We start from the raw sequence: 21,596 nt of genomic DNA, 5'->3' as shown, positions 1-21,596 counted from the left end.
GAGGCCGCTTGTGACGCTTAGCTGACTTTGGAAAGGTCCGCTTCCGGGGCGGCGCTGCTTGACGCCTAAGTCGGGAAGTAGCGGCGGCGGAGCGCAGGCGCTTCAGCCAGCACGCGCTCGAGCTCCAGAACGGAGAAGTGCATCTCGCGGATTTGCCTGGCGGCGCACACCGCTGATAGCTTGTCGTAGAGGGTCGCGTCGATCGCGGTGGAGGTCATCACGCCGAAGCCGTTCGCCTTGAACTGATCGAGCATGTCGCCGACGTCGAGAACGCGGCGGGCACCCAACGAGGATCCGTCGGTCACGAGCTTGCACTGGAAGATCCACTTGCGTGGCGTTCGCCGCTCGCCGCGGCGGCGCTCGTGCACTTCTATGTCGCGACCCCCGTCGCGCGACCGGGTCTTGCCGAGTTTGCGAATAGTGTTCGGATCGAACATCGGGTGCGCGCGGATGACGTCGTAGCAGAGATCTTCGAAGCGGCTGTCGTCCAGAGCGGTCCAGTCGCAGGCGATCGGCGCCGCAAGGCCCGAGGCGTCAACAAACTCGGTCTGCAGCTGCGCTGCGAGTTTGAGGAAGCGCTCGGCCTGCGCGCTGTTAAGCGCCTTGGTGTCGTAGAGGAGGTGGAGGACGTGGGCGTCCTCCACGATGCACAGGGCCCCGCTGCTATGCACATAGCAGGCGGTCCGCGGAAACGGCCCCGCATCATCCTCCGCGCGCCAGGCGAACGGATCCTCGTGCCAGGGCTCGTCGTGGGGATCGCGCGCCAAGCGCGCGGCGGTCTGCGAGCGGACATATCGGTCCAGCGGAAACTGGACGAGGAGTCCCTTGGCAAGGGCGACGCACTCTCGCCCGAGCGAGACGATCTGCGCAGGCCGGAAGCCGGACCTACGATAAGTCTGGTGGGTGAGCGTGAAGAAGCGGTCGAGGTCGACGGCGCGGTCCAGGATCCAGCCGTCGCCCGACGAATAGCAGTCGCCGCCAAACCTCCAGCTGCTGGGGCTCCGGAAGTACCCCAGGCGCCGCTCGGGGAATTTCGCGTACTGCGCCCGCATGTACTCCGGGGCTTCCGAGTGGGATTCGCTATAGGAGATGACCAGGTTCGCCAGGTAGTCGCCGGCGAGTCCGGGCGCCCGCAGCCGTAGCTCGTGGATCCGGTCCTCGTAGTCGGCCACCCGCTCGCGAATGGCGTCAACGCGCTCGGCGTCAACGCGCTCGGCGTCGACCGGCTCGTCGTCGTCGCTGTCCCGCCACAGAAGGACGGCGTCCTGGATGGCGCGGCCGAGACCAGGTTGAGGTCCGCCAAGCGCGATCGTGAGGCTCGGGTGGAAGGCGCTCCGGCCCATCCAGAGCCGCATCCGTCGCGCGTGGGCACCCAGAACTTCAGCAATCCAGGACGCTTCGAGAAGGTCTGTCGCGACGTCGAGGTATGAGTTCGAACTGCCGATGAACCGGTAGCGGAAGCGTACGAGCACCAGGTCCAGGCCGCCGACCGGGAGCTCGTCGAGGTGCTCGGGCAGGTCCTCGTCGAAATCGACGATGAGGCGCTTGCGCGTGCGGCTCATCCCTCGTCTTCGGCCTCCGCCTCGTCGGCGACCGACGCGGCGCCTCCGAGCGCTTCGTATCGCCGGCCGGCGAGCCACTGAAGACGCTTGGCCTGGGTCAGCAGTACGCGCCGAAGTCCGCCCTGCACCTTCCGCTCCGAAATGACCTGCGCGAGGCGGGCGAGGATCAAGGCGCGTCGGGCGATCCGGAAATCAGGATGTGAACGAAGCTCGAAGACCCGCTCCGAAACGATCCGGCCTCGGACGGAGGCCGGCGCCTCGACGGCGAGCCGACCCGGCGGCGGATCCTTCTCGTTCAGGATGGCGTGGAAATGCGAGTTCGCGACCGCCTGCTCGGTGATCAGCCGCTCCAGCGCGTCGAGATGCTGGCGCGCGCCGAGGTCGCTCCGGCTCGCCTCCTGATACTGCGGCAGCGGCCAGACCTCGATCTCGAACACCTCGAAGGGGTCGAGCACCGACATGGCCACCGCGTCCGTGCGCTGGTTGGTGAGGTGGCGACGAATCCGGGTGCGCAGTCGCTCGTTCGTCTGTCCGACGTAGATCGGCTCGCCGTCGTAGTCGAAGAAGGCGTAGACGCCCCAACGGTAGTTGCCGACCGGCATGGCGGCAGCGTCGGCGCTGGCGGCGAACGAGGTGTCCAGAAGGCGGCTAAGGTTGGCGCGCAGGTCCTCAGTCTCGAACGGCGGGAAGTTCACCGCGTCAGGATCGCGACCGAATAGCCCGCCGGGATCAGACACGCCGGATGGCCGTCATATCCGAGGCGTGCTGCAGCACGCCGGCGCGCCAGATCATGGTGCGGCGGAGGATCTCGTCGCCGGCCTCGGCGAGCTCGAAATCCACGAAGTTGACCTCGTCATCGCGTCCGGCGAAGGCCAGATGGAAGGCGTGCAGGAGCTCGACGCCGGCGAGGGGCTGCGCCCGGACCGCGGGACGCGCCAGGGAAGGGATGTGCGCCGGAAGCACGTAGATGCAGGGCGGCGGAGTGTTGAACGGACCGAGCGAGGTCAGTCGTATCGGCTCGCCGAAGCGCGAGAGCTTGGGACAGGGGCGCCCGATGGAGCCGCAAATCATGTCCCAGATCACTACGCCATCGACGCGCTGGTTGCGGCTGATCATCTCGGCGCTCAGCCGGGTGTGAATGCCGGACCAGGCGTTCCGGCGGGGATCGGCCCCTGTGTTGGTGCACAGGCTCCAGGTGACGAATTCATCAGCCTCCGGCGGCCGTTCGAAGATGTTGGTGTTGGCGCCGTCCAGGCAGCCCTTTTGGTCGATCACCGCCAGCCGGCCGCTGTTCAGCCGCACGTAGAAGTCGTTGCGTGCGCCCCCCTTGGCCTTCTCCCATCCGGCGATGAGGCCGCGGTCCTCCATGTGGTTGAGGACGTGACGCGAGAACTCCTGCTTGCCCCGCTGGGTGGCCGAGAACTCGCCTCGCAGTTTTTCGATGGCGCCGCGGAGGATGGGCGAAGCGTAGAAGCTCTCCTCATCGAGACCATGATCGCCGAGCAGGTGCGCCTGCGTCCTGAGCGCCTCGGCGAACCGATCGATCTCGGCGCGCAGCCGAGGATCCTGCTCGCAGGGGATCACGCTCACGCGGCCGCCGCCTCCAGATCCGCCGCCTCGGGCTCGGCCGTATCGGGGTCCGCCGTCGCAGCCTGCTCCGCGGCGGTCAGCAGCGGCTCGAAGATGTGCTCGGCCAGGTGCCGGACCACGTCGACGGCCACCCCGTCGCCCGTGAGGTGGTAGGCCTCGTTGTAGTTCTTGGGCAGCTTGTAGTCGTCGGGCAGCCCCATCAGCCGCGCTGTCTCGCGCGCCGAGATCAGTCGGCTTCGAACTTTCTCCCGGTCCACCACCAGGATGACCTGTCGGCTGGAGCCGCCCGCGGGCGTGCGCAGACAGCCGGCGACGTCGTCGAAGCGGACCTCGGCCCGCTGCACCTTGACGCCTTTCTCGTTGACGCGGGTGCGCTTGTAGACCCCGCCCACCATCCTCCGCCCGGCGCGCTGGGCCGCCTTCACTTTGTCGCGGTTGATCGGCGACATCATCGCCAGGAGCTGCTTGGTTTCGGACGCCGAATGCCAGGAGACGCTCGTCGGATTTTCCTCAATGACGTCGGCGAAGGTCAGGTTGCGACGCGCCGGCGTCGGGATGTTCCACCAGATCATCCGCTTCAGCGCGGACTTGCCGACTCGCTCGAACGCCCGTTGCAGTCCCAGCGTGTGGAACGGCGCGATGGGGCCCGAAGAGGTGAGGGCCGCACCGATGGCGACATCCTCACGCACGCCGATCAGGAACAGCCGCGGCCGCGATTGCGGAACGAACAGCGAGGCGTTGATGACGAGCGCCCCATAGCGGTAGCCCGCGTCGGCGAAGGTCTTGCAGATTGCCTCGAAATCACGGCCCCCGTGCGAGGTGAGGGTCCCACAGACGTTCTCGAGCGCGATGATCTTGGGCGCACGGCCCTCCGAGATCAGCGCCTTCACCACGCCCCAGAACGGATAGAAGGTGCCCGAGCGCTCGCCCTTCAGGCCGGCCCCGCCACCCGCGAGCGACAGGTCCTGGCAGGGGAAGGATCCCCAGATGAGGTCGGCGAGGCCCGGCAGGTCCGCCGTCTTAACCTGGCCGACGTCGCCCACCTTGAGTTCGCCCTCGCCCCAGTTGTCGCGATAGGTGACCCCCTTCTTGTGATCGAAGTCGTTGGCGAACAGGCACGTCCAGCCGCCACCCAGACCGGCCCGGGCCATGCCGCCGCCGGCGAAGAACTCATAGAAGCTAGGCATTGCGCCGCTGGCCCTCTTGATGGGCGCCCGACGCACGATCCCGGGCGAGTTTCTCTTCGATGGCTTCGGTTATCCAAGTGTTACGCGACACCGAGCCGGGGCGCAGGGCGCGCGACTCGTCTATGGCCTCGAAGGTCTCCACCGGCAGGCGGAGATTGATGCGGTCGAGCGCCCGGACAGTGGAGGTTTTCGAATCGGAGAGCATTGGCGCCAGAGTGGCGCCACCGCGGCGCCGCGTCGAGGGATTGTTGTTCTTATTCTGTTCTAGCTGGCGCTGGAGTCAAGTTCAGGGGAGGTGGCCATGCTTCAAGGCCGGACCTATTCGCAGCCGATCGTGCGGGCGCTCGATGCTGACGCGCTGGCCGAGCTGAGCGATGAGGATGCCGAGACGGGCGAGGACGACGGCCTGGAAGGCAACCAGCAGTATCGCGACCTTCGCTTTATCGGCTGGGATCTGGTCGAGAGGGTGATCGAACGCGAGAAGGCTTTGTTTGCGCGGTTCGCAGCCGCACCGGATCTGGAGGCGGAGGCGGAGCGCTTCCTCGAGGAAATCGAGGCGGTGTGGGAGCCGGACGAGGATTTCTGCGGGCTTGATATCGGAGTGATCGCGGCGACCTTCGCCCTCTCCGCGCTCGGCGCCGTAACGGTCAGCAGCTGCAACGCGGGTGGGTTCGGCGGACGGCATGCCGAGCGCTTCCCTCTGATCATCATGTACCTGCCGCGTCACCTCGCCCCTGAGGTGCTGGCGATTGCCGAGGCGGCCGACGTTGGACTGGACATGGTGAGCGGTCTGGTGCGCCTTTACGGCCGCAGCGACTATGATCTGCACCGGTTCGCAGAAGTCGCGTTGGCGCGTCACCTGAGCCGGCGGGCGGCAGCGCTCGCTTAGGGCATCGGCTCCTCGACGCGGGTGGCGATTGTCGGGCGTGTCTGCTTCCTGCCCTTGCGCCAATGTCAGCTCATGGCGCGCAGCAGACCTATGATCGCGCCCCCATCGTGGGGCCCCACCGCGCGCCGCAGTTGGCCGAGTCCCCGCCCAGGCGCCCGCATTCGCAATCCGGCGTTGTGCTTGGCGCCTTTGCACGCGTGCCCTATGAACAGGCTCGGCTGTTCAACTGGGGGACCCTCTGTGAAGCACGCGTTCATCGCCTTTTCGGCTCTGGCGGCCATGGCCATCGCCGCGCCGGCCGAAGCTTTCAACATCAAGAACAACACGGCGTTCACGATCTGCGCCCAGTCCCACACCGGGGACTACAAGGAGCTGGTCGGGCCGGGTGAGACGAGCCGGGGGTGGAATACCGGCAAGACGCTGCAGGTGACCCTCGTTCCCTACGATGTCTCCGTCTGCGTGAACGACAACGGCATGTGCTTCATCGAATGCAACGACGACGTCCGGACGGTCGTGACGGTGCCGCCGCATGCGCAGGTGTCGGTGAACCACGCCTGGTTCCAGCCCGGCAACGTCGGCGACAACAACCGTGCAGGCCAGACGACCATGTTCATGGTGGTCGAAGCCCCGGCCAACTACGACTACAATCTGCAGTGAGGGCCGACATGCTTCGCTTCGTTATCGCCACCGCCCTCATCGCCGCGCTGCCGGCCGTCGCTCAGGCGCAGGGGCTCCATCGGCCGTCCGCCCTGATCGCCCAGGCGCGCACCGCGACGCCGGCCCAGCAGGAGCAGCTCGCGGCCTGCATGCAGGCGCAGGCGCCGCGTTGCGGCCCCCCGCCCTGCGGCCCCGGCGCGACCGCGCAGGTCGACCGATGCCTCGTGCCCTACAGCGCCTGCCTGGCCAACGTGAAGCGGACCTGCACCCAGACCGTCATGGCGCCCGCGCCGACGGCGGCGCCCCGCTAAGCCGGGACCCGGCCGACGCCCGCGCGACGCCCCGCTCAGCGGGGGATGCGGGTGGTGTCGATGCCGGCGCCCTGGTCGGTCTGGGGCGGCGGGGGCTTGTCGCCGCGGGCGCGGTAGGAGGGGATGTCGGCGGCGCCGGCGGGGGGCGGGTGGGCCTCCAGGCGGGCGATGTCGCGCTCCATCTCGGCGATCTCGCGCACCTGGGCGTCGATGATGCCGTCGGCGAGGCGGCGCACCTGCGGGTCTTTGATGTGCGCCCGCTCGCTGGTCATGATGGCGATGGAGTGGTGGGGGATCATGGCCTTCATGTAGGCCACGTCGCCGACCGTCTGTTGGCTGCGGACCAGCCAGAGCGCGCCGGCGAAGACCACGGCGCTGACCGCCAGGATAACGACGTTGAGCCGCTTGTCCTTGTACATGCCGAACATGAAGCCGAGCATGATCACGGCCATGGCCGCGCCCATGACGAGCGCCATCCAGAGGCGCGTCTGGCTGAAGCGCACGTGCTCGAGCGCGTAGGTGTTGAAGTACATCAGGACGAACATCACGACCGTCGAGGTCGCGATCATCGCCGCAAAGCGGCCGTAGCCCATGGCATGCTCCTGTCTCCCCAAAACCGCTAACGCGCGGTGGCGGGGCCGGATGCGCGTTCGGGAAGGTCGGGCGGCAGGCTCATGCGGCCTCCGCCAGAGGGCGGCGCTCGTACCAGCGGCGACTGGCGTTCACGATGGCCACCACCGAGAGCATCACCGGCACCTCGATGAGGACGCCGACCACGGTGGCCAGGGCGGCGCCCGAGGTGAAGCCGAAGAGGCTGATCGCCGCGGCGACGGCCAGCTCGAAGAAGTTGCTGGCGCCGATCAGGGCGGAGGGGCCGGCGACGCAGTGCGCCTCGCCGGTCGCCCGGTTGAGGAGGTAGGCCAGGCCGGCGTTGAAATAGACCTGGATCAGGATCGGCACGGCGAGCAGGGCGATGACCAGCGGCTGGGCGATGATCTGGCGCCCCTGGAAGCCGAACAGGAGGACGAGGGTGGCGAGAAGGGCGGTCAGGGACACTGGTCCGATCCGGCGCAGCGCCTCGGCCAGGCGAGCCTCGCCGCCGCCTCGGAGCAGGACCGTCCGGAAGAGCTGGGCGAGCAGCACCGGCGCGACGATGTAGAGCCCCACCGACAGCAGCAGGGTCTGCCAGGGCACGGTGATCGCCGAGAGGCCGAGCAGGAGACCGACGATCGGGGCGAAGGCCACCACCATGATCGCGTCGTTGAGCGCGACCTGGCTGAGGGTGAAGTGCGGCTCGCCACGGGTCAGATTGCTCCACACGAAGACCATGGCCGTGCACGGCGCGGCGGCGAGAAGGATGAGGCCGGCGATGTAGCTGTCGATCTCGCCGGCCGGCAGCCAGGGGCGGAACAGGTGGCCGATGAAGAAGGCGCCGAGGGCGGCCATGGAGAACGGCTTCACGGCCCAGTTGACGAACAGGGTCACGCCGATGCCCCGCCAGTGGCGGCCGACCTCGCCCAGGGCGCGGAAGTCGATCTTCATCAACATCGGGATGATCATCAGCCAGATAAGCCCGGCCACCGGCAGGTTCACCTGCGCGATCTCCAGTCCGCCGATGGCCTGGAACGCCGGGGCGAAGAGCTGGCCGAGGACCACCCCGGCCAGGATGCAGAGCGCCACCCAGAGGGTGAGGAAGCGTTCGAAGCGCGACATCGGCGCGGGCTGGGGCGCGGGCTGGGGCGCGGCCTGGGGCGTGGGCTGGGGCGCGGGAGCCTCGCTCATGACGCGGCCTGCTCGGCGGCCTGGCCGATTTCGCGGAGACGGGTCTGCAGCGACGCCCGGTCGAGCTTGTCGAGCGGCAGGGCGAGGAAGAGCTCGATGCGGCGGCGCAGGCGCGCCGCGGTCTCGGCGAAGGCGGCGGCGATCTCCGCGGGCGAGCCGACGGCGGCGGCCGGGTCGGGGACGCCCCAGTGGGCGGTGGTCGGCTTGCCCGGCCAGATCGGGCAGACCTCGCCGGCGGCGTTGTCGCAGACGGTGAAGATGAAATCGAGCGGCGGGGCGTCCTCGCCGGCGAACTCGTCCCAGCTCTTGGAGCGGAAGCCCTCGGGGTCGAAGCCCAGGGCGCGCAGGATCGGATGGGTGTTCACATTCACCTTGCCGGTCGGGAAGGAGCCGGCGGAGACGGCGTGGACGCGGCCTTCGCCGAGGTGGTTCATCAGCGCCTCGGCGAGGATCGAGCGGGCCGAGTTGCCGGTGCAGAGGAAGAGGACGTTGAGCGGGCGCGACACGGTCAGCAGCTCCGGCCTTCGGCGCTGCAGGGCCGGGCGGCGATGGCCGCGAGCGGCGCGCAGATCGCGGCGTTGCCGGCGCAGCAGTCCTCCATCAGGAAGGCCAGGAGGTCGCGCATCCGGTCGTAGGCGGCGTTGTAGATGATCGAGCGGCCCTCGCGCCGGGAGGTGACGAGGCCCGCCCCGGCGAGGATGCCGAGGTTCGAGGACAGGGTGTTGGGCAGGACGCCGGTGGCGCGGGCGATCTCGCCGGCGGGCATGCCGGGATCGCCGGCCTTGACCAGCAGGCGGAAGATCTCGAGCCGGCCCTCATGGGCGAGCGCGGAGAGGGCGGCGACGGCCGATGTCGTTTCCATGATTCGACTATAGCCGAAGTTTCGTGACGGGCGGGTGACGGGAGGGGCCCGCCCCCTCTCCCCGAGGCGACGCCCGGGGGAGAGGGCAGGGTGAGGGCCGGCCCGTGCAGAGGGTTCTGCGCCGGATGCCAGGTCGAGGGCCTCGTCGAGACATCCGGAGGCAGCCCAGCCGGCCCTCACCCTACCCTCTCCCGCGAGCGGGAGAGGCGATCGGACCCTAGCCGCAGCAGCCGGCGGTGACGGGCTTGGGCTGCGGCGCCGCGGCGGGGGCGCCGCAGCAGGCGCTGCCGGCCGACACGGTCTCGGGGACCGGCACGCCGTCCTTCCCGTAGTCGGTGATCTCGCCGAAGGTGAAGAAGGTCTCCCACTTCAGGCCCGCGGGATCCTCGACCCAGCTCTTGTCGGAGGTGGCGTAGCAGCAGGCGGCGGCGGTCTGGTCGAGGGTCGCCTCGCCCGCCGCCTTTAGGCGGCCGGCCAGGGCGTCGAGCTCGGCCTTGGAGTCGACCTGGACGCCGACGTGGTCGAGGCCGGCCTCGCGGCCGCGCTCCGAGATGGCGAAGTTCACCTTCGGATCGTCCAGCATCCACTTGGCGTAGTCGTCCTTGCGGACGGTGGGGCCGGCGCCGAACAGGGTCTCGTAGAACCGGATCGACTGGGCGAGGTCGGGCACGTTCACGTGCAGGTGCAGGCGCTTCATGGCGGAGCCTCCTTGGGGGCGTTGCGATGTGAGATTCTATATTTCGAGAAATATCGAAATGTCAAGCCGGGCGAGATCGCAGAGCGCAGATGCTCCCCTGAGAGGGAGGACTTCAGGAGGTCAGAGCCAGGGGGCGGGGCGTTCGCGGGCGAGCATGTCCTGGTAGGTCTCGCGCGGGCGGACGACGGCGTACTGGTCGCCGCGGACGAGGACCTCGGGGACGAGGAGGCGGGAGTTGTACTCGCTGGACATGGCCGCGCCGTAGGCGCCGGCGCTCATGAAGGCCAGGAGGTCGCCGGCGGCCATGGGGGCCAAGGCGCGGTCGCGGGTGAAGGTGTCGCCGGTCTCGCAGACCGGGCCGACGACGTCGTAGACCACCTCGGCGCCGTCGCGCGGCCGCACGGGGCGGATGTCGTGATAGGCGTCGTACATGGCCGGGCGCAGCAGGTCGTTCATGGCCGCGTCGAGGACCAGGAAGCGGCGGCCCTCGGGGCGTGCGTTGACGTGCTGGACGGCGGCCACGAGGACGCCGGCGTTGGCGGCGATCACCCGGCCGGGCTCGAAGGCGAACTGGATGTCGAGGCCGGCCATGACGCGGCCGATCATGGCGGCGTAGTCGGCGGGGCCGGGGGGGTCGGGCTGGTTGAAGTAGGGCACCCCGAGGCCGCCGCCGAGATCGAGGCGCTCGACGTGCAGGCCCTGGCCGCGCAGGCGCTCGACCATGCCGCGCATCTTGGTGAAGGCGGCCTCCATGGGCGCAAGATCGGTGATCTGGCTGCCGATGTGACAGGCGACGCCCACCGGCGACAGGCCCACGGCGTTGGAGGCGTTGGCGTAGAGGCGCTCGGCCTCGGCGAAGGAGACGCCGAACTTGTTCTCCGCCTTGCCGGTGGAGATCTTGGCGTGGCCGCCGGCCTCGACGTCGGGGTTGATGCGGATCGCGATCTTGGCGCGCTTGCCGAGGCGCTGGGCGACCTCGTCGATCAGCTTCAGCTCGGGCTCGGACTCGACGTTGAGCTCGGCGACGCCGGTCTCCAGGGCGAAGGCGATCTCGCCGGCGGTCTTGCCGACGCCGGAGAAGACGATGCGCTCGGGCGGAACGCCGGCGGCCAGGGCGCGCCGGATCTCGCCCTCGGAGACCACGTCGGCGCCGGCCCCGAGGCGGGCCAGGGTCTTGAGCACCGCGACGTTGGAGTTGGCCTTGACCGCGAAGGCGATCAGCGGCTCGCCCCACTTCTCGCTGCTCAGTCCGGCGCCGCGCAGGGCGTCGCGCATGACCGTGAAGTGCCGCTCGAGGGTCGCGGAGGAATAGACGTAGACGGGGGTCCCGACCTCGCGGGCGATGCGGGAGAGGGGGACGCCTTCACAGTAAAGCTCGCCGTCCTGGAGCTCGAAATGGTTCATCGCGGCGGGTTGGCGTAGGGGTCGGGCAGAGCGCCGGGCGGGGCCACGGCGGTCGGATCGCTTCCCGTCCCGGGGATCGGCAGGGTGCGCGGCGGGGCCGGGGTGGCGCTGGTGTCGCGCGGGTCGATGGTGCGCGTCGGGCGGTTCGGATCGGCCGGCTGGCGGGACTGGGCGGCGTGGCTTCCCGGAAGCGATTGGCAGGCGCCGACGGCCAGGGCGAGGGCGAGAACGGCGGCGCCGCTCAGCAGGGCGGAGTTCGGACGGCTCATGGCGGGCGCTCCTATTGAGGTTCGCGCGGCGTGGCGGGCGAGGTGTTCGGGTCGCGCGGATCGACCGTCTGAACGGGGCGGTTCGGATCCTGGTTCTGGTTGCGCTCGGCCGCGCCGGCCGGGGCGTGGCCGAACATCGGGCCCGGGCGCTCCAGATCGCCGAGCTTGCCGCAGCCGCCGAGGGCGAAGGCCGCAAGGCCGAGGACGAGGAGCGCCTTGGCTCCGGCGAAGGGTCGCGACCTCATCCCAGGATCTCCTTCCAGCGGCGGACCTGCGCGCGCACCTGATCGGGCGCGGTCCCGCCATAACTCCTGCGGCTGGCGACGGAGGCCTCCGGCGTCAGCACCTCGTAGACCTTCTCTGTGATCTGCGGGTTCAAGGCCTGCAACTCCGAAAGCGGCAGGGACGGCAGATCGCAGCCGAGCTGTTCGGCGCGCTTCACGGCCGCGCCGGTCACGTGGTGGGCGTCGCGGAACGGCAGGCCGAGCTCGCGCACCAGCCAGTCGGCGAGGTCGGTGGCGGTGGAGAAGCCGGAGCCGGCGGCCTTGGCGAGGTTCTCCACATTGGGCTGCAGGTCGGCGACCATGCCGGCCATGGCGAGGAGGGACAGCTCGAGCGCGTCGAAGGCCTCGAAGGTCGGGACCTTATCCTCCTGCATGTCCTTGGAGTAGGTCAGCGGCAGGCCCTTCATGACGGTCGAGAGCTGGGTGAAGGCGCCCATCAGCCGGCCGACCTTGGCGCGGACGAGCTCGGCCGCGTCGGGGTTCTTCTTCTGCGGCATGATCGAGGAGCCGGTGGTGAAGGCGTCCGACAGGCGAACGAAGCCGAACTGCGGCGTCATCCAGATGACGATCTCCTCGGCCAGCCGGGACAGGTGCATGGCGCAGATCGAGCCGGCGGCGAGGGACTCCAGGGCGAAGTCGCGGTCGGCGACGCTGTCCAGGGAGTTGGCGGTCGGCCGGTCGAAGCCGAGCGCCTGCGCCGTCTGGTGGCGGTCGATGGGGAAGGGCGAGCCGGCGAGGGCGGCGGCGCCGAGCGGGCTCTCGTTCATCCGCGCCCGGGCGTCGGCGAAGCGCGAGGCGTCGCGGCCGAACATCTCCACATAGGCCATCATGTGGTGGCCGAAGGTCACCGGCTGGGCCGGCTGCAGGTGGGTGAAGCCAGGCATCACCGCGTCGGCGTGCTGCTCGGCCTTGGCGAGGAGGGCGCGCTGCAGGGCCTGGATCTGGCCGTGGGTGCGCTCGCAGGCCTCGCGGACCCACATGCGGAAGTCGAGGGCGACCTGGTCGTTGCGCGAGCGGGCGGTGTGCAGCCGGCCGGCGGTCGGCCCGATCAGCTCGCGCAGCCGGGCCTCCACGTTCATGTGGATGTCCTCGAACTCCTCCCGGAAGGGGAAGGTCCCGGCGTCCATCTCGGCGCCGATGGCGGCGAGGCCCTGCTGGATGGCGGCCTCGTCCTCGCTCGACAGGACGCCGACTTTGCGCAACATCGCCGCGTGCGCCCGGGAGCCGGCGAGGTCCTGGGCGGCGAGACGCTTGTCGAAGCCGATGGAGACGTTGATCGCCTGCATCAGCTCGGCGGGCTTCTCGCTGAAGCGGCCGCCCCACATGGCCTGGCCGCTTTGGGACTTCGGGGCGTCAGAGGGAGCGTCTGTCATATGAGCGATCAATCCACGGCGAAGCCCAAGGGCCGGATGCTGACCTGGGCCCTTTGGGGCGCCGCACTGATCGGCGTCGCGGCGGTTCTTTACATCACGGCGCAGGCTTCGCGAAAGCCGCCGGAGGTGCATACCGGGCCGGAGCCGGCGACGGCGTCGGCCGACAAGTCCGATCCGCTGCGCAAGCTGACTCACCCGGCCGACGGCCAGCCGCCGCCGGCCTATGTGTTCAAGGACGCGAGCGGCAAGGACGTCACCCTGGCCGACTTCAAGGGCAAGGTGGTGGTGGCCAACCTCTGGGCGACCTGGTGCGCGCCCTGCAAGATCGAGATGCCGACCCTCGCGACGCTCGCCCGGGAATATGCCGGCAAGCCGGTGGCGGTGGTGGCGATCTCCATCGACAAGCCCGAGGCCCTGGACGAGGCCAAGCGGTTCATCGCCGCCCAGGCGCCGCTCGCCTTCTACAACGACCCGGAGGCCAAGCTGCCGTGGGAGATCAAGCCGACGGCCCAGGGCGTGCCGACGACGATCATCTTCGGCAAGGACGGCCTGGAGCGCGGCCGCGTGTCGTCCGACGCCGACTGGGCCGGCGAGGGCGCGCGCAAGATCGTCGACAAGGCCCTGGCCGGCTAGCCGCCTCGTCGTCCCCCGGCGGGAGCGGCCGTCAGGCCACCACCCGGTGCCGGGGGCGGGTTTCCTGCTGGATCGCCAGCGTGCGGAGCAGGCCGACGAGGGCGGTGCGCGAGTCGGCGTTGAGCTGTTCGTAGGCGGCGAGCAGCTCGACCGCCCCGGGCGTGCGCATCCGGCTCAGCATGTCGATGTCGGCCGGCTGGTCCCGATCAGGCGCGTCGAGCACGTCCATCAGGTCGACCACGCGGCATTTGAGGGCGCGCGAGATCTGCACCAGCCTGGAGAACGAGATGCGGTTGGCGCCATTCTCGTACTTCTGGATCTGCTGGAAACTGACGCCGCACTGCTCGGCGAGCGCCTCTTGTGAAATACCCATTGATTTGCGGCGGACTCTCACCGCCGCCCCGAGGGCAATATCCATCGGGTCTGGCGCCTTTGCGGAACGCTCAGCCACATCTACCTCCCCAAAGGTCGGGCGTTCTTTTGGTGGACTAATGGTCCCCAGCGCCCTGACCCGCAGAGGTTAAGACCATTGTTTCGCCTTTGAAAAGAGCCGTGTTACGCAGCGATACGTCGAACGTTACCCGGCCCGTGCAATCGGCCCCCATGCAACCGAAGATCGCCCTGCCGTGTTGCCTTGGCCATGGCGGAGGATGCGTGGACCCCGCGCGAGCCGTTCGCGCCCCAGGGGATCGAAGAGCCTGAAGACGCCGGCCCGCGGCCGGGGCCCGGCCCTGGCCTGGGCGTGGCGGTGGCGGCGATCGTGGCGGTGCTCGCCTCGGCGGCGCTCGCCTGGTGGTTCGCCGTCCCGGCCCGCGCGCCGCATACCTTCAACGCCCCGCCGCCGCGCATGACCGCGCCGGCCGAAGCCAGCCCGCCCCTGCGCTACGCGCCGGACGATCCCGACCCCAACCAGGTCAAGCGCGCCTGGCGCGAGGTGCGGCAGACCTATGTGGACGGCGGCCCGGAAGCGCTGATGCGCGCCTCGATGCGCTGCGCCCGGAGCCTGCCGGCCGAGCCGCAGCTCCTCGACTACTGCGTGGCCTACGACATCTACGCGGCCGACATCGTGCCGAAGGGCGCGGACGGCGCCGGCGACTGGTTCGCCGACGCGCCCGGCCGTGACCTGGCGCTGGCCCGCACCGCCCTGCCGGGGGTGACCGACCCCTCGAACCGTCTGGCGCAGCTCTCTGCCCTGACCAAGGCGGTGATTCCCAAGCCCGTGGCCAAGACGGCGGCGGCCAAGCACCACGCGGCCAGGCCCATGCGTCACGCCCAGGCGAAGCACGCTCAGGCGAAGCACGCTCAGGCGAAGCACGCTCAGGCCAAGCACGCGAACGCCAAGCACGTGAAGTCGAAGCGCAGGACGCACCGCCACGCGGTCTCGCCGTCGCTGGCCTCGAGCCCCTCGACGGCGGTCTATCCCTATGGGGACATGCGCGACCGGCTCGAGCCGCCGCACTGAAAAATTTCGCGATTAAGCTTCTGGTGACCGAGTCACGGCGGAACTGGGCGTCCGTTCGAGTGTCCGATTCTCCAGAGGCCATCCCGGTTCGATGCGCTTAGCCCGAGCTTCACAAACGCGGTTCGACCACGGCGCCGCCCTGCGCGTGCCGCCGCCCGGCGACCGCAAGAACTGGCAGACGTTGTGGATGTGGCTGGGCGAGGACGCCTGCGCCGTGGCCGAGGCGGCCGCCGTCCAGGTGCTGACCCCCGAGGGGCCCGTGGTGGCCCATTCCGGCGACTGGATCGTGCTGTCGGTGAGCGGCGATTTCCACGTCGCCCATGCCGCGCGGATGCACGACGCCTGAGGCCGAGGGGCGTCCTGCAAAGGTGGCGCTCGGCGCCACTCGTCAATAGATAGGGCTTATGGGAGCCGCCGCGGGCGCTGAACGGTTGGCGTCGATCAAGGCTTTCGTCGAGGACGGGATGGCTGAAGAGGGCGCGTTCTTCTCGATCCACAGGCACGGCTTCGTGCGGGTGGCGGTCTGCGCGCCCCGGGCGCTGACGGCCGATCCGGCCGGCAACGTGGCCGAGACCCTGGCGCTGGCCCGGCAGGGCCATGTGGAAGCCTGCGACCTGATGCTGTTCCCCGAGCTCGGCATCTCCTCCTACGCCGAGGACGACCTGCACCTGCAGGACGCGATCCTGGAGCGGGTGGAGGCCGGCCTGGCGGAGATCGCCGAGGCGAGCGCCAAGCTGAAGCCGGTGCTGATCGTCGGCGCGCCGGTGCGGCGCAACGGGCGGCTCTACAACTGCGCCGTGGCGATCGCGAAGGGCCGCATCCTCGGCGTCGTGCCGAAGAGCTTCCTGCCCAACTACCGGGAATATTACGAGAAGCGCTGGTTCGCCTCGGGCGTCGGCCTGACTGGCCTCGAAGTGGAGATCGCCGGCCAGACCGCCCCGTTCGGCGTCGACCTGCTGTTCGAGGCCAGCGACTACAGGGACTTCATTTTCCACCTGGAGATCTGCGAGGACTTCTGGGCCGCGACGCCGCCCTCCACGCAAGGGGCGCTCGCCGGGGCGCTGATCCTCTGCAACCTCTCGGCCTCGAACATCGTCGTCGGCAAGGCCGACGAGCGGGCCATGCTGTGCGCCTCGCAGTCGGTGCGCTGCCAGGCGGCCTACCTCTACGCCGCGGCCGGGCCGGGCGAGAGCACCACCGACGTCGCCTGGGACGGCCAGGGCAGCGTCCACGAGCTCGGCCTGCTGCTGGCCGAGACCGAGCGCTTCCCCGCCAAGCCGCAGATCGCGGTGGCCGACGTGGACGTCGAGCGGCTGCGGCTCGAGCGGCTGCGCACCCCGACCTTCAACGACGCGGCGGCGGCCTCCGGACATCCGGAGACGCGCTTCCGGCGGGTGCGCTTCGCCCACGAGCCGCACATGGCCGACGTCGGCCTGATCCGGCCGATCGACCGCTTCCCCTTCGTGCCGAACGACGCCGCGCGCCTCGACCAGGACTGCTACGAGGCGTTCAACATCCAGGTCCAGGGGCTGGTGCGGCGGCTGCAGTCCACCAAGAGCGAGACCATCGTCATCGGCGTCTCGGGCGGGCTCGATTCCACCCACGCCCTGCTGGTCGCGGCCAAGGCCTGCGACGCGCTCGGCAAGCCGCGCTCGGCGATCCTGGCGTTCACGCTGCCGGGCTTCGCCACCAGCGACAAGACCAAGGCCAACGCCTGGGCGCTGATGAGGGCGGTCGGCGCCACGGCCGAGGAGATCGACATCCGGCCCGCCGCCGAGCAACTCCTCAAGGACATGGGCCACCCGTTCTCGGCCGGGAAGCCGGTCTATGACGTGACCTTCGAGAACGTGCAGGCGGGCCTGCGCACCGACTACCTGTTCCGCCTGGCCAACCAGCGGAAAGGCATCGTGCTCGGCACCGGGGACCTCTCGGAGCTGGCGCTCGGCTGGTGCACCTACGGCGTCGGCGACCAGATGAGCCACTACAACGTCAACGGCTCGGTGGCGAAGACCTCGATCCAGCACCTGATCCGCTGGGTGGCGGCCTCGGGCCAGTTCGACGCGGCGGCCAACGAGACCCTGCTGTCGGTGCTCGACACCGAGATCTCGCCGGAGCTGGTGCCGGCCGACGCGACGGGCGCGATCCAGTCGACCCAGGCGATCGTCGGGCCCTACGAGCTGCAGGACTTCAACCTGTTCTACATCACCCGCTACGGCCTGCGGCCCTCGAAGGTGGCGTTCCTGGCCTGGCATGCCTGGCGCGACGCCAAGGCCGGCGAGTGGCCGCCGCACTTCCCCGAGGACGCGCGCAACGCCTACGACCTGGCGACCATCAAGAAGTGGCTGCGGGTGTTCCTGGTGCGCTTCTTCGAGCTGAGCCAGTTCAAGCGCTCGGCCATGCCCAACGGACCGAAGGTGATCTCCGGCGGCAATCTCTCGCCCCGCGGCGACTGGCGCGCCCCGTCCGACTCCACGGCGCGGACCTGGGTGGAGGAGCTGGAGGCGAATGTCCCCGGGTGAGGGGCAAACCGGCATGACACCGGACTGATGCCCGCCGCCGCCACCCTCTTCGATCACGCCCGCGCGGCGCAGGACGCGGGCGACCTTGCGGGCGCCGAGCGGCTCTATCGCGCGGCGATGGCGCAGGAGCCGGCCAAGGCAGCGAACGAGCTCGGGGCGCTGCTTTACGGTCTGGGGCGGGACGCCGAGGCGGCGGAGCTGTTCGGCCTGGCGATGGCCGCCGCGCCGCAGTGGGCCAAGCCGCGGTTCAACCTCTCGCTCGTCCGGCTGATGCAGGGGGATTACGAGCAGGGCTTTTCGCTGCACGAGGCCCGGCGGCAGGTCCCGGAGACCGGGGTGCGCGAGCTGCCCCTGCCGTGGCCGGAGTGGCGCGGCGAGCCGCTGGCGGGCAAGCGCATCGTGGTGCTGGGCGAACAGGGGTTCGGCGACCAGATCATGTTCGCCCGCTTCCTGCCGCCGCTGCGGGCGATGGGGGGCGAGGTCGTCTACTTCTGCGGGGCGGAGGTCGCGCCGCTGTTCGAGGGCGCCACGCCCGAGCTGGACGACCGGACGCGCGCCGACTTCTGGGTCTTCGCCGGCAGCCTGCCGCTGCGGCTGGGCGTGAGGCTCGAGACCCTGCCGCCGCCGCTGGCGCCGGCGGTGGAGCTCGGCTCGGGCGGCGGGATCGGGGTGATGGCGAAGGGCCGCGCGACCCACGCCAACGACGCCAACCGCTCGCTGGACGAGCCCGCCGCGGCGCGGCTGGCGGCGCTGGGGCGGGACCTGTCGCCGGCGGCGACGGGGGCGAAGGATTTCCTCGAGACCGCGCGGATCGTGGCGGGGCTGGATCTGGTGGTGAGCGTCGACACCGCGCTCGCCCACCTCGCCGCATCGATGGGCAAGCCGACCTGGATCCTGCTGCCGGCGGTGGGCTGCGACTGGCGCTGGCTGCGGGGCCGAATGGACAGCCCCTGGTACGCATCGGTCCGCCTCGTCCGCCAGCCGAGCCACGGTGGCTGGGGGGATGTGCTCGACAGGGTCGAGGCGGACCTTCGCGCCTGAGGGACGAGACCGGCGGGGGCCGGTCCCGGCCTGCCTCAGAGCAGGAAGTCGCCGGCGACGAGCGCCGTCGGCGAATAGACGTTGATGGCGAAGTCGGCGACGGCGTCGCCGTTGACGTCGCCCTGCACCACGTAGTGGTCGGTCTCGAAGACGCTGACCAACTCACCGGCCTTGTGACTGAAGGCCGAAACCAGGGTGAAGGCCTGGTCCTTGCCCCCGGCGACGGCGTCGATGGCGGTCAGGTCGATGCGATCGCCCTCGGCGTGGCTGAAGTCGAGGATCGTGTCGCGCGCGCCCGTCGCGGAGTCCGCGAGGGCGAAGACGAACCGGTCCGCGCCGGTCCCGCCGGTCAGCAGGTCGGCCCCACCGGCCCCGGTCAGGGTATCGGCGCCCGCGCCGCCCGAGAGGGCGTTGGCCGAGCCGGCGCCGGTCAGCTTGTCGGCGAAGGCCGAGCCGAACAGGTTCTCGATGTTGACCAGGGTGTCCTTGCCGGCGCCCAGGGTGTCCTGGACCTTGGTGATGGCGAGGCTGACGGTGACGCCCGCGGTGGCGCTGGCGTAGGTGGCGGTGTCGATCCCCGCCCCGCCGTCCAGCTTGTCGCCGCCCGCGCCGCCGTCGAGCAGGTCATTGCCCGCGCCGCCGGTGAGGGAGTCCGCGCCCGCCAGGCCCGAGAGGGTGTCGTCGGTGGCCGCGCCGGTGAGGACGTCGGCGCCGGCGGTTCCCGTCAAGTTGAGACCCGCGGGCGGCGCCACGGTCAGGGTGAAGACGTCGGCGGCCGAAAGGCCGCTCGGATCGGTGGCGGTGACCTGGATGGCGTAGGTCCCCGCCGCGGTCGGCGCGCCGGAGAAGGCGCCGGTGGCGGCGTCAAAGGTCAGCCACGCGGGCAGGGCCGAGCCGTCGGCGAGGCCGGCCTTCAGCGTCAGGACATCGCCCTCGACGTCGCTGAAGACGCCCTGGGCCAGGGTCAGGCTGAAGGCCTGGCCGACCTGGCCGGCGGCGTCGGCGATCGGGGCGGCGACGACCGGGGCGTCGTCGACGCCGGTGACGGTGAACACAGCCTGGGCCGCCGTGGTGGCGGCGCCGTCGCTCACGCCGTAGTTGACCGTGACGGTGGTCTGTTGGCCCTGGCCCAGCGCCTGATAGGCGGCGTTCGCCGGATCGAGGGTGAAGGTCGAGGTCACGGCGTCGTAGGTGACGCCCGCCGGGAGGCTCGTCGGGACGTTGACGACGGTCAGCACCGCGCCGGCGTCGGGGTCGCTGGCGTTGGCGAGGGCGTTGAGGCCCACCGCCGCGCCGTCCTCGGTGGCGGCGGCGGTCACCGGGCCGGAGATCACGGGCGGGTGGTTCACCGGAGCCGCGGCGCCGAGGGTGATCGTCTTGTCGGAGAAGGCGGCCTGCTCGACGCCGACGAGCTGGGTCGTCCCGTCGGGAGCGCCGGCCCGCTGGTCGGTGACCGCGTAGCCGTCGCCGGTCTTGGCGATCAGGTAGTCGCCGGAGGCGCCGGAGAAGACGACGGTGTCGGTCCCGGCGTCGCCCCAGATCTCGTCGCCGCCCTGGTCGACGTAGATGGTGTCGTCGCCGGCGCCGGCCCAGACCTGGTCCTTGTCGGCGCCGGTGTGGATGACGTCGTCGCCGCCGCCGGTGGTGATCCTGTCGTCGCCCGCCCCGGCCGAGACGGTGTCGGCGGCGTCGGTGGCGAGGGGCTGCAGCGGCGGGGCGACGGTCAGGGAGATGACGTCGTCATGGGCGGTGCCGACGATGCCGGCGCCGCCGTTGACCATGGCCGAGGGGGCGAAGGCGCCGTCCGAGAACTCGAGGCTCTCGACGTTCTTGACCGTGTCCGTGCCGTCGAGGCCGGCCAGGTCCTTCACCTGGTAGCTGCCGTCGGATTCGAGGCTGACCTGGTAGTCGGAGGAGGCGCCGGAGAACACCGCCACGTCGCTGCCGTCGCCGCCGTCGAGGAAGTCGTTGCCCGTGCCGCCGGCCATGGTGTCGTCGCCGGTCCCGCCGGCCACCACGTCGTCGCCGCCGGCGGCGTTGACGGAGTCGTTGCCGGCCAGGGCGGCGATGTTCTCGCTGGCGCCCGTGCCCTGGGTGACATCGTTCCCGGCGGTGCCGGTCACGTCGAGGCTGACGCCGCTGACCGGCGTCGTCGTGCCCGTCAGGCCCGAGATGAAGAGGCCGCTGTCGAGGATGTGGTCGCCGGTGTCGCCGATGGCGATCTTCAGGGTGTTCACGCCCTGGTGGACCGGGGCGAAGACGGTCAGGACGTTGGAAACGCCGTCGTACTCGATCGGCAGGTGGCCGTCCTGGTTGTCGAGGAAGTAGCCGGCGGCGAGGTTGGAGCCGATGACGCTGAGCGGGGCGGCCGGGTCGTTGCCGAAGTAGGCGACGTTGGTCCCGTTGACCATCACCACGCCGATGTCGACGAACTGGTCGACCCACTCGGGATATTCGTCGGTGCCGAACACCACCTTGAAGCTGATGCCGGTGATCGAGGGATCGCTGACCGTGAAGTTGAAGGCGATGGAGGTGGCGTCGAAGGAGGAGGTGGCGAACACCGTGTTGACCACCGCGTCGAGGTCGGCGTCGCCGACCATCTGGTTGTCCTGGCCGAAGTCCGGAACGGTGTTGGCGGTCCCCGGAACCGTGCCCGAGGTGATCAGCAGGCCGGCGCCGATGCCGAGCGGGGCCAGGCTGCCGTCATAGAAGCTGATCGAGCTCGTCCCGTGGACGATGGCCAGCGAGGCGGCGTCGAGGCTGATGCCCGGGCTCGAGGGGAAGAAGGCGTTGGTGACGGAGGTCGGATTGGCGTCGATCTGCGCCTGGTCGACGACGGTGAAGGTGGGCATTCCGGGGGATCCTCTCGCAGTGGCTGTTCCGCCGCTCTGAGAGGCGCAGATACGGTCGAGCCCGGGGAATTCCCACCGGATTGATGTGAATTTACGTAGCGTCGGTACGAAATGTCGCAGTTATTTGAAGTTGTTCAGAGAAAGACTGAAATTCAATTGCAAGTAACGCTGAGAATGAAAGTCGTTAGACGTGCGAATGAGACTTAGAAATGACTTTGGAAA

General features: G+C 69.9%; 24 protein-coding genes. 8 read left to right on the top strand and 16 right to left on the bottom strand.

All coding sequences use genetic code 11. The features are described 5' to 3' along the window. Nucleotides 1-65: 65 nt before the first annotated feature. From DJ017_RS18725 to DJ017_RS18705, 5 genes are read right to left on the bottom strand one after another with little or no spacing between them, the layout of a single operon-like run. A complete protein-coding gene (locus DJ017_RS18725; RefSeq protein WP_111530413.1) occupies nt 66-1,562 on the bottom strand; it encodes a hypothetical protein in 1,497 nt (498 codons plus the stop codon). Then, nucleotides 1,559-2,257, bottom strand: coding sequence for a GIY-YIG nuclease family protein (locus tag DJ017_RS18720; protein WP_227000250.1), 699 nt, complete (start codon nt 2,255-2,257; stop codon nt 1,559-1,561). The genes DJ017_RS18725 and DJ017_RS18720 overlap by 4 nt, the downstream gene beginning before the upstream one ends. Nucleotides 2,258-2,291: 34 nt before the next feature. After that, the gene (locus DJ017_RS18715; RefSeq protein WP_111530411.1) at nt 2,292-3,152 is read right to left on the bottom strand and encodes a hypothetical protein; all 861 of its coding nucleotides are present in this window, start codon (nt 3,150-3,152) and stop codon (nt 2,292-2,294) included. Then, nucleotides 3,149-4,339 carry a DNA cytosine methyltransferase gene (locus DJ017_RS18710; RefSeq protein ID WP_111530410.1) on the bottom strand — a complete coding sequence of 397 codons (1,191 nt, stop codon included), beginning with the start codon at nt 4,337-4,339 and terminating at the stop codon, nt 3,149-3,151. Before DJ017_RS18710 ends, DJ017_RS18715 begins: the two co-directional genes overlap by 4 nt. Further along, a complete protein-coding gene (locus DJ017_RS18705; protein ID WP_111530409.1) occupies nt 4,332-4,544 on the bottom strand; it encodes a hypothetical protein in 213 nt (70 codons plus the stop codon). The genes DJ017_RS18710 and DJ017_RS18705 overlap by 8 nt, the downstream gene beginning before the upstream one ends. Before the next feature lie 96 nt (nt 4,545-4,640). Between DJ017_RS18705 and DJ017_RS18700 the strand changes: the two genes are divergently transcribed. From DJ017_RS18700 to DJ017_RS18690, 3 genes are all read left to right on the top strand, one after another. Next, on the top strand, nt 4,641-5,228 hold the full coding sequence (locus DJ017_RS18700) for a hypothetical protein (protein WP_111530408.1): 588 nt from the start codon (nt 4,641-4,643) through the stop codon (nt 5,226-5,228). Nucleotides 5,229-5,468: 240 nt separating this feature from the next. Then, nucleotides 5,469-5,885 carry a hypothetical protein gene (locus tag DJ017_RS18695; RefSeq protein ID WP_111530407.1) on the top strand — a complete coding sequence of 139 codons (417 nt, stop codon included), beginning with the start codon at nt 5,469-5,471 and terminating at the stop codon, nt 5,883-5,885. Between the two features lie 8 nt (nt 5,886-5,893). Then, the gene (locus DJ017_RS18690) at nt 5,894-6,196 is read left to right on the top strand and encodes a hypothetical protein (RefSeq protein ID WP_111530406.1); all 303 of its coding nucleotides are present in this window, start codon (nt 5,894-5,896) and stop codon (nt 6,194-6,196) included. A gap of 35 nt (nt 6,197-6,231) precedes the next feature. Here the strand turns inward: DJ017_RS18690 and DJ017_RS18685 are convergent, their stop codons facing one another. The 9 genes from DJ017_RS18685 to argH all read right to left on the bottom strand — a co-directional run bounded on the left by DJ017_RS18685 (nt 6,232) and on the right by argH (nt 12,867). Continuing rightward, nucleotides 6,232-6,789, bottom strand: a complete 558-nt coding sequence (locus DJ017_RS18685; RefSeq protein ID WP_111530405.1) for a DUF305 domain-containing protein — start codon at nt 6,787-6,789, stop codon at nt 6,232-6,234. A 79-nt stretch (nt 6,790-6,868) separates the two neighbouring features. Then, complete coding sequence (gene arsB / locus DJ017_RS18680; RefSeq protein WP_111530540.1) at nt 6,869-7,909, bottom strand: ACR3 family arsenite efflux transporter; 1,041 nt, start codon at nt 7,907-7,909, stop codon at nt 6,869-6,871. A gap of 65 nt (nt 7,910-7,974) precedes the next feature. Then, nucleotides 7,975-8,484 carry an arsenate reductase ArsC gene (locus DJ017_RS18675; protein ID WP_227000249.1) on the bottom strand — a complete coding sequence of 170 codons (510 nt, stop codon included), beginning with the start codon at nt 8,482-8,484 and terminating at the stop codon, nt 7,975-7,977. A gap of 2 nt (nt 8,485-8,486) precedes the next feature. Further along, nucleotides 8,487-8,840 carry an ArsR/SmtB family transcription factor gene (locus tag DJ017_RS18670; RefSeq protein ID WP_111530403.1) on the bottom strand — a complete coding sequence of 118 codons (354 nt, stop codon included), beginning with the start codon at nt 8,838-8,840 and terminating at the stop codon, nt 8,487-8,489. Between the two features lie 217 nt (nt 8,841-9,057). Further along, on the bottom strand, nt 9,058-9,537 hold the full coding sequence (locus DJ017_RS18665; protein WP_111530402.1) for an ArsI/CadI family heavy metal resistance metalloenzyme: 480 nt from the start codon (nt 9,535-9,537) through the stop codon (nt 9,058-9,060). 120 nt (nt 9,538-9,657) lie between these two features. Beyond that, a complete protein-coding gene (lysA, locus tag DJ017_RS18660; protein WP_111530401.1) occupies nt 9,658-10,941 on the bottom strand; it encodes a diaminopimelate decarboxylase in 1,284 nt (427 codons plus the stop codon). Next, nucleotides 10,938-11,210 carry a hypothetical protein gene (locus tag DJ017_RS18655; protein ID WP_111530400.1) on the bottom strand — a complete coding sequence of 91 codons (273 nt, stop codon included), beginning with the start codon at nt 11,208-11,210 and terminating at the stop codon, nt 10,938-10,940. The genes lysA and DJ017_RS18655 overlap by 4 nt, the downstream gene beginning before the upstream one ends. An 11-nt stretch (nt 11,211-11,221) precedes the next feature. Next, on the bottom strand, nt 11,222-11,455 hold the full coding sequence (locus DJ017_RS18650) for a hypothetical protein (RefSeq protein WP_111530399.1): 234 nt from the start codon (nt 11,453-11,455) through the stop codon (nt 11,222-11,224). Next, entirely contained in the window at nt 11,452-12,867 is a 1,416-nt protein-coding gene (gene argH, locus DJ017_RS18645) for an argininosuccinate lyase (RefSeq protein ID WP_111530398.1), read from the bottom strand. Before argH ends, DJ017_RS18650 begins: the two co-directional genes overlap by 4 nt. Here argH and DJ017_RS18640 point away from each other — a divergent pair, their 5' ends adjacent. After that, nucleotides 12,868-13,500: a TlpA family protein disulfide reductase gene (locus DJ017_RS18640; RefSeq protein WP_111530397.1), complete on the top strand. Its 633-nt coding sequence runs from the start codon at nt 12,868-12,870 to the stop codon at nt 13,498-13,500. 31 nt (nt 13,501-13,531) lie between these two features. Here DJ017_RS18640 and DJ017_RS18635 read toward each other — a convergent pair whose 3' ends face one another. After that, nucleotides 13,532-13,918, bottom strand: a complete 387-nt coding sequence (locus tag DJ017_RS18635) for a helix-turn-helix domain-containing protein (protein WP_111530396.1) — start codon at nt 13,916-13,918, stop codon at nt 13,532-13,534. A gap of 222 nt (nt 13,919-14,140) precedes the next feature. Between DJ017_RS18635 and DJ017_RS18630 the strand changes: the two genes are divergently transcribed. The 4 genes from DJ017_RS18630 to DJ017_RS18620 all read left to right on the top strand — a co-directional run bounded on the left by DJ017_RS18630 (nt 14,141) and on the right by DJ017_RS18620 (nt 18,522). Further along, the gene (locus tag DJ017_RS18630) at nt 14,141-14,962 is read left to right on the top strand and encodes a hypothetical protein (RefSeq protein WP_111530395.1); all 822 of its coding nucleotides are present in this window, start codon (nt 14,141-14,143) and stop codon (nt 14,960-14,962) included. 91 nt (nt 14,963-15,053) lie between these two features. Then, nucleotides 15,054-15,308 carry a hypothetical protein gene (locus DJ017_RS20190; protein WP_133255505.1) on the top strand — a complete coding sequence of 85 codons (255 nt, stop codon included), beginning with the start codon at nt 15,054-15,056 and terminating at the stop codon, nt 15,306-15,308. Between the two features lie 118 nt (nt 15,309-15,426). Continuing rightward, on the top strand, nt 15,427-17,481 hold the full coding sequence (locus DJ017_RS18625) for an NAD(+) synthase (protein ID WP_111530539.1): 2,055 nt from the start codon (nt 15,427-15,429) through the stop codon (nt 17,479-17,481). Between the two features lie 27 nt (nt 17,482-17,508). Next, complete coding sequence (locus DJ017_RS18620) at nt 17,509-18,522, top strand: glycosyltransferase family 9 protein (protein ID WP_111530394.1); 1,014 nt, start codon at nt 17,509-17,511, stop codon at nt 18,520-18,522. A 35-nt stretch (nt 18,523-18,557) separates the two neighbouring features. Here DJ017_RS18620 and DJ017_RS18615 read toward each other — a convergent pair whose 3' ends face one another. Further along, on the bottom strand, nt 18,558-21,374 hold the full coding sequence (locus DJ017_RS18615; protein ID WP_111530393.1) for a choice-of-anchor L domain-containing protein: 2,817 nt from the start codon (nt 21,372-21,374) through the stop codon (nt 18,558-18,560). Nucleotides 21,375-21,596: the final 222 nt, after the last annotated feature.

Source organism: Phenylobacterium soli (assembly GCF_003254475.1).
GTDB classification, from domain to species: domain Bacteria; phylum Pseudomonadota; class Alphaproteobacteria; order Caulobacterales; family Caulobacteraceae; genus Phenylobacterium; species Phenylobacterium soli.
This window is presented reverse-complemented; position numbering and strand designations above follow the sequence as displayed.

Coding starts and splice junctions, on each gene's coding strand:
- DJ017_RS18665 (WP_111530402.1), bottom strand. CDS start 9,537: ATGAAGCGCCTGCACCTGCACGTGAACGTGCCCGACCTCGCCCAGTCG.
- DJ017_RS18725 (WP_111530413.1), bottom strand. CDS start 1,562: ATGAGCCGCACGCGCAAGCGCCTCATCGTCGATTTCGACGAGGACCTG.
- DJ017_RS18650 (WP_111530399.1), bottom strand. CDS start 11,455: ATGAGGTCGCGACCCTTCGCCGGAGCCAAGGCGCTCCTCGTCCTCGGC.
- DJ017_RS18655 (WP_111530400.1), bottom strand. CDS start 11,210: ATGAGCCGTCCGAACTCCGCCCTGCTGAGCGGCGCCGCCGTTCTCGCC.
- DJ017_RS18615 (WP_111530393.1), bottom strand. CDS start 21,374: ATGCCCACCTTCACCGTCGTCGACCAGGCGCAGATCGACGCCAATCCG.
- DJ017_RS18635 (WP_111530396.1), bottom strand. CDS start 13,918: ATGGATATTGCCCTCGGGGCGGCGGTGAGAGTCCGCCGCAAATCAATG.
- DJ017_RS18690 (WP_111530406.1), top strand. CDS start 5,894: ATGCTTCGCTTCGTTATCGCCACCGCCCTCATCGCCGCGCTGCCGGCC.
- DJ017_RS18710 (WP_111530410.1), bottom strand. CDS start 4,339: ATGCCTAGCTTCTATGAGTTCTTCGCCGGCGGCGGCATGGCCCGGGCC.
- DJ017_RS18630 (WP_111530395.1), top strand. CDS start 14,141: ATGGCGGAGGATGCGTGGACCCCGCGCGAGCCGTTCGCGCCCCAGGGG.
- DJ017_RS18685 (WP_111530405.1), bottom strand. CDS start 6,789: ATGGGCTACGGCCGCTTTGCGGCGATGATCGCGACCTCGACGGTCGTG.
- DJ017_RS18620 (WP_111530394.1), top strand. CDS start 17,509: ATGCCCGCCGCCGCCACCCTCTTCGATCACGCCCGCGCGGCGCAGGAC.
- lysA (WP_111530401.1), bottom strand. CDS start 10,941: ATGAACCATTTCGAGCTCCAGGACGGCGAGCTTTACTGTGAAGGCGTC.
- argH (WP_111530398.1), bottom strand. CDS start 12,867: ATGACAGACGCTCCCTCTGACGCCCCGAAGTCCCAAAGCGGCCAGGCC.
- DJ017_RS18700 (WP_111530408.1), top strand. CDS start 4,641: ATGCTTCAAGGCCGGACCTATTCGCAGCCGATCGTGCGGGCGCTCGAT.
- DJ017_RS18705 (WP_111530409.1), bottom strand. CDS start 4,544: ATGCTCTCCGATTCGAAAACCTCCACTGTCCGGGCGCTCGACCGCATC.
- DJ017_RS18670 (WP_111530403.1), bottom strand. CDS start 8,840: ATGGAAACGACATCGGCCGTCGCCGCCCTCTCCGCGCTCGCCCATGAG.
- arsB (WP_111530540.1), bottom strand. CDS start 7,909: ATGTCGCGCTTCGAACGCTTCCTCACCCTCTGGGTGGCGCTCTGCATC.
- DJ017_RS18625 (WP_111530539.1), top strand. CDS start 15,427: ATGGCTGAAGAGGGCGCGTTCTTCTCGATCCACAGGCACGGCTTCGTG.
- DJ017_RS18640 (WP_111530397.1), top strand. CDS start 12,868: ATGAGCGATCAATCCACGGCGAAGCCCAAGGGCCGGATGCTGACCTGG.
- DJ017_RS20190 (WP_133255505.1), top strand. CDS start 15,054: ATGCGCTTAGCCCGAGCTTCACAAACGCGGTTCGACCACGGCGCCGCC.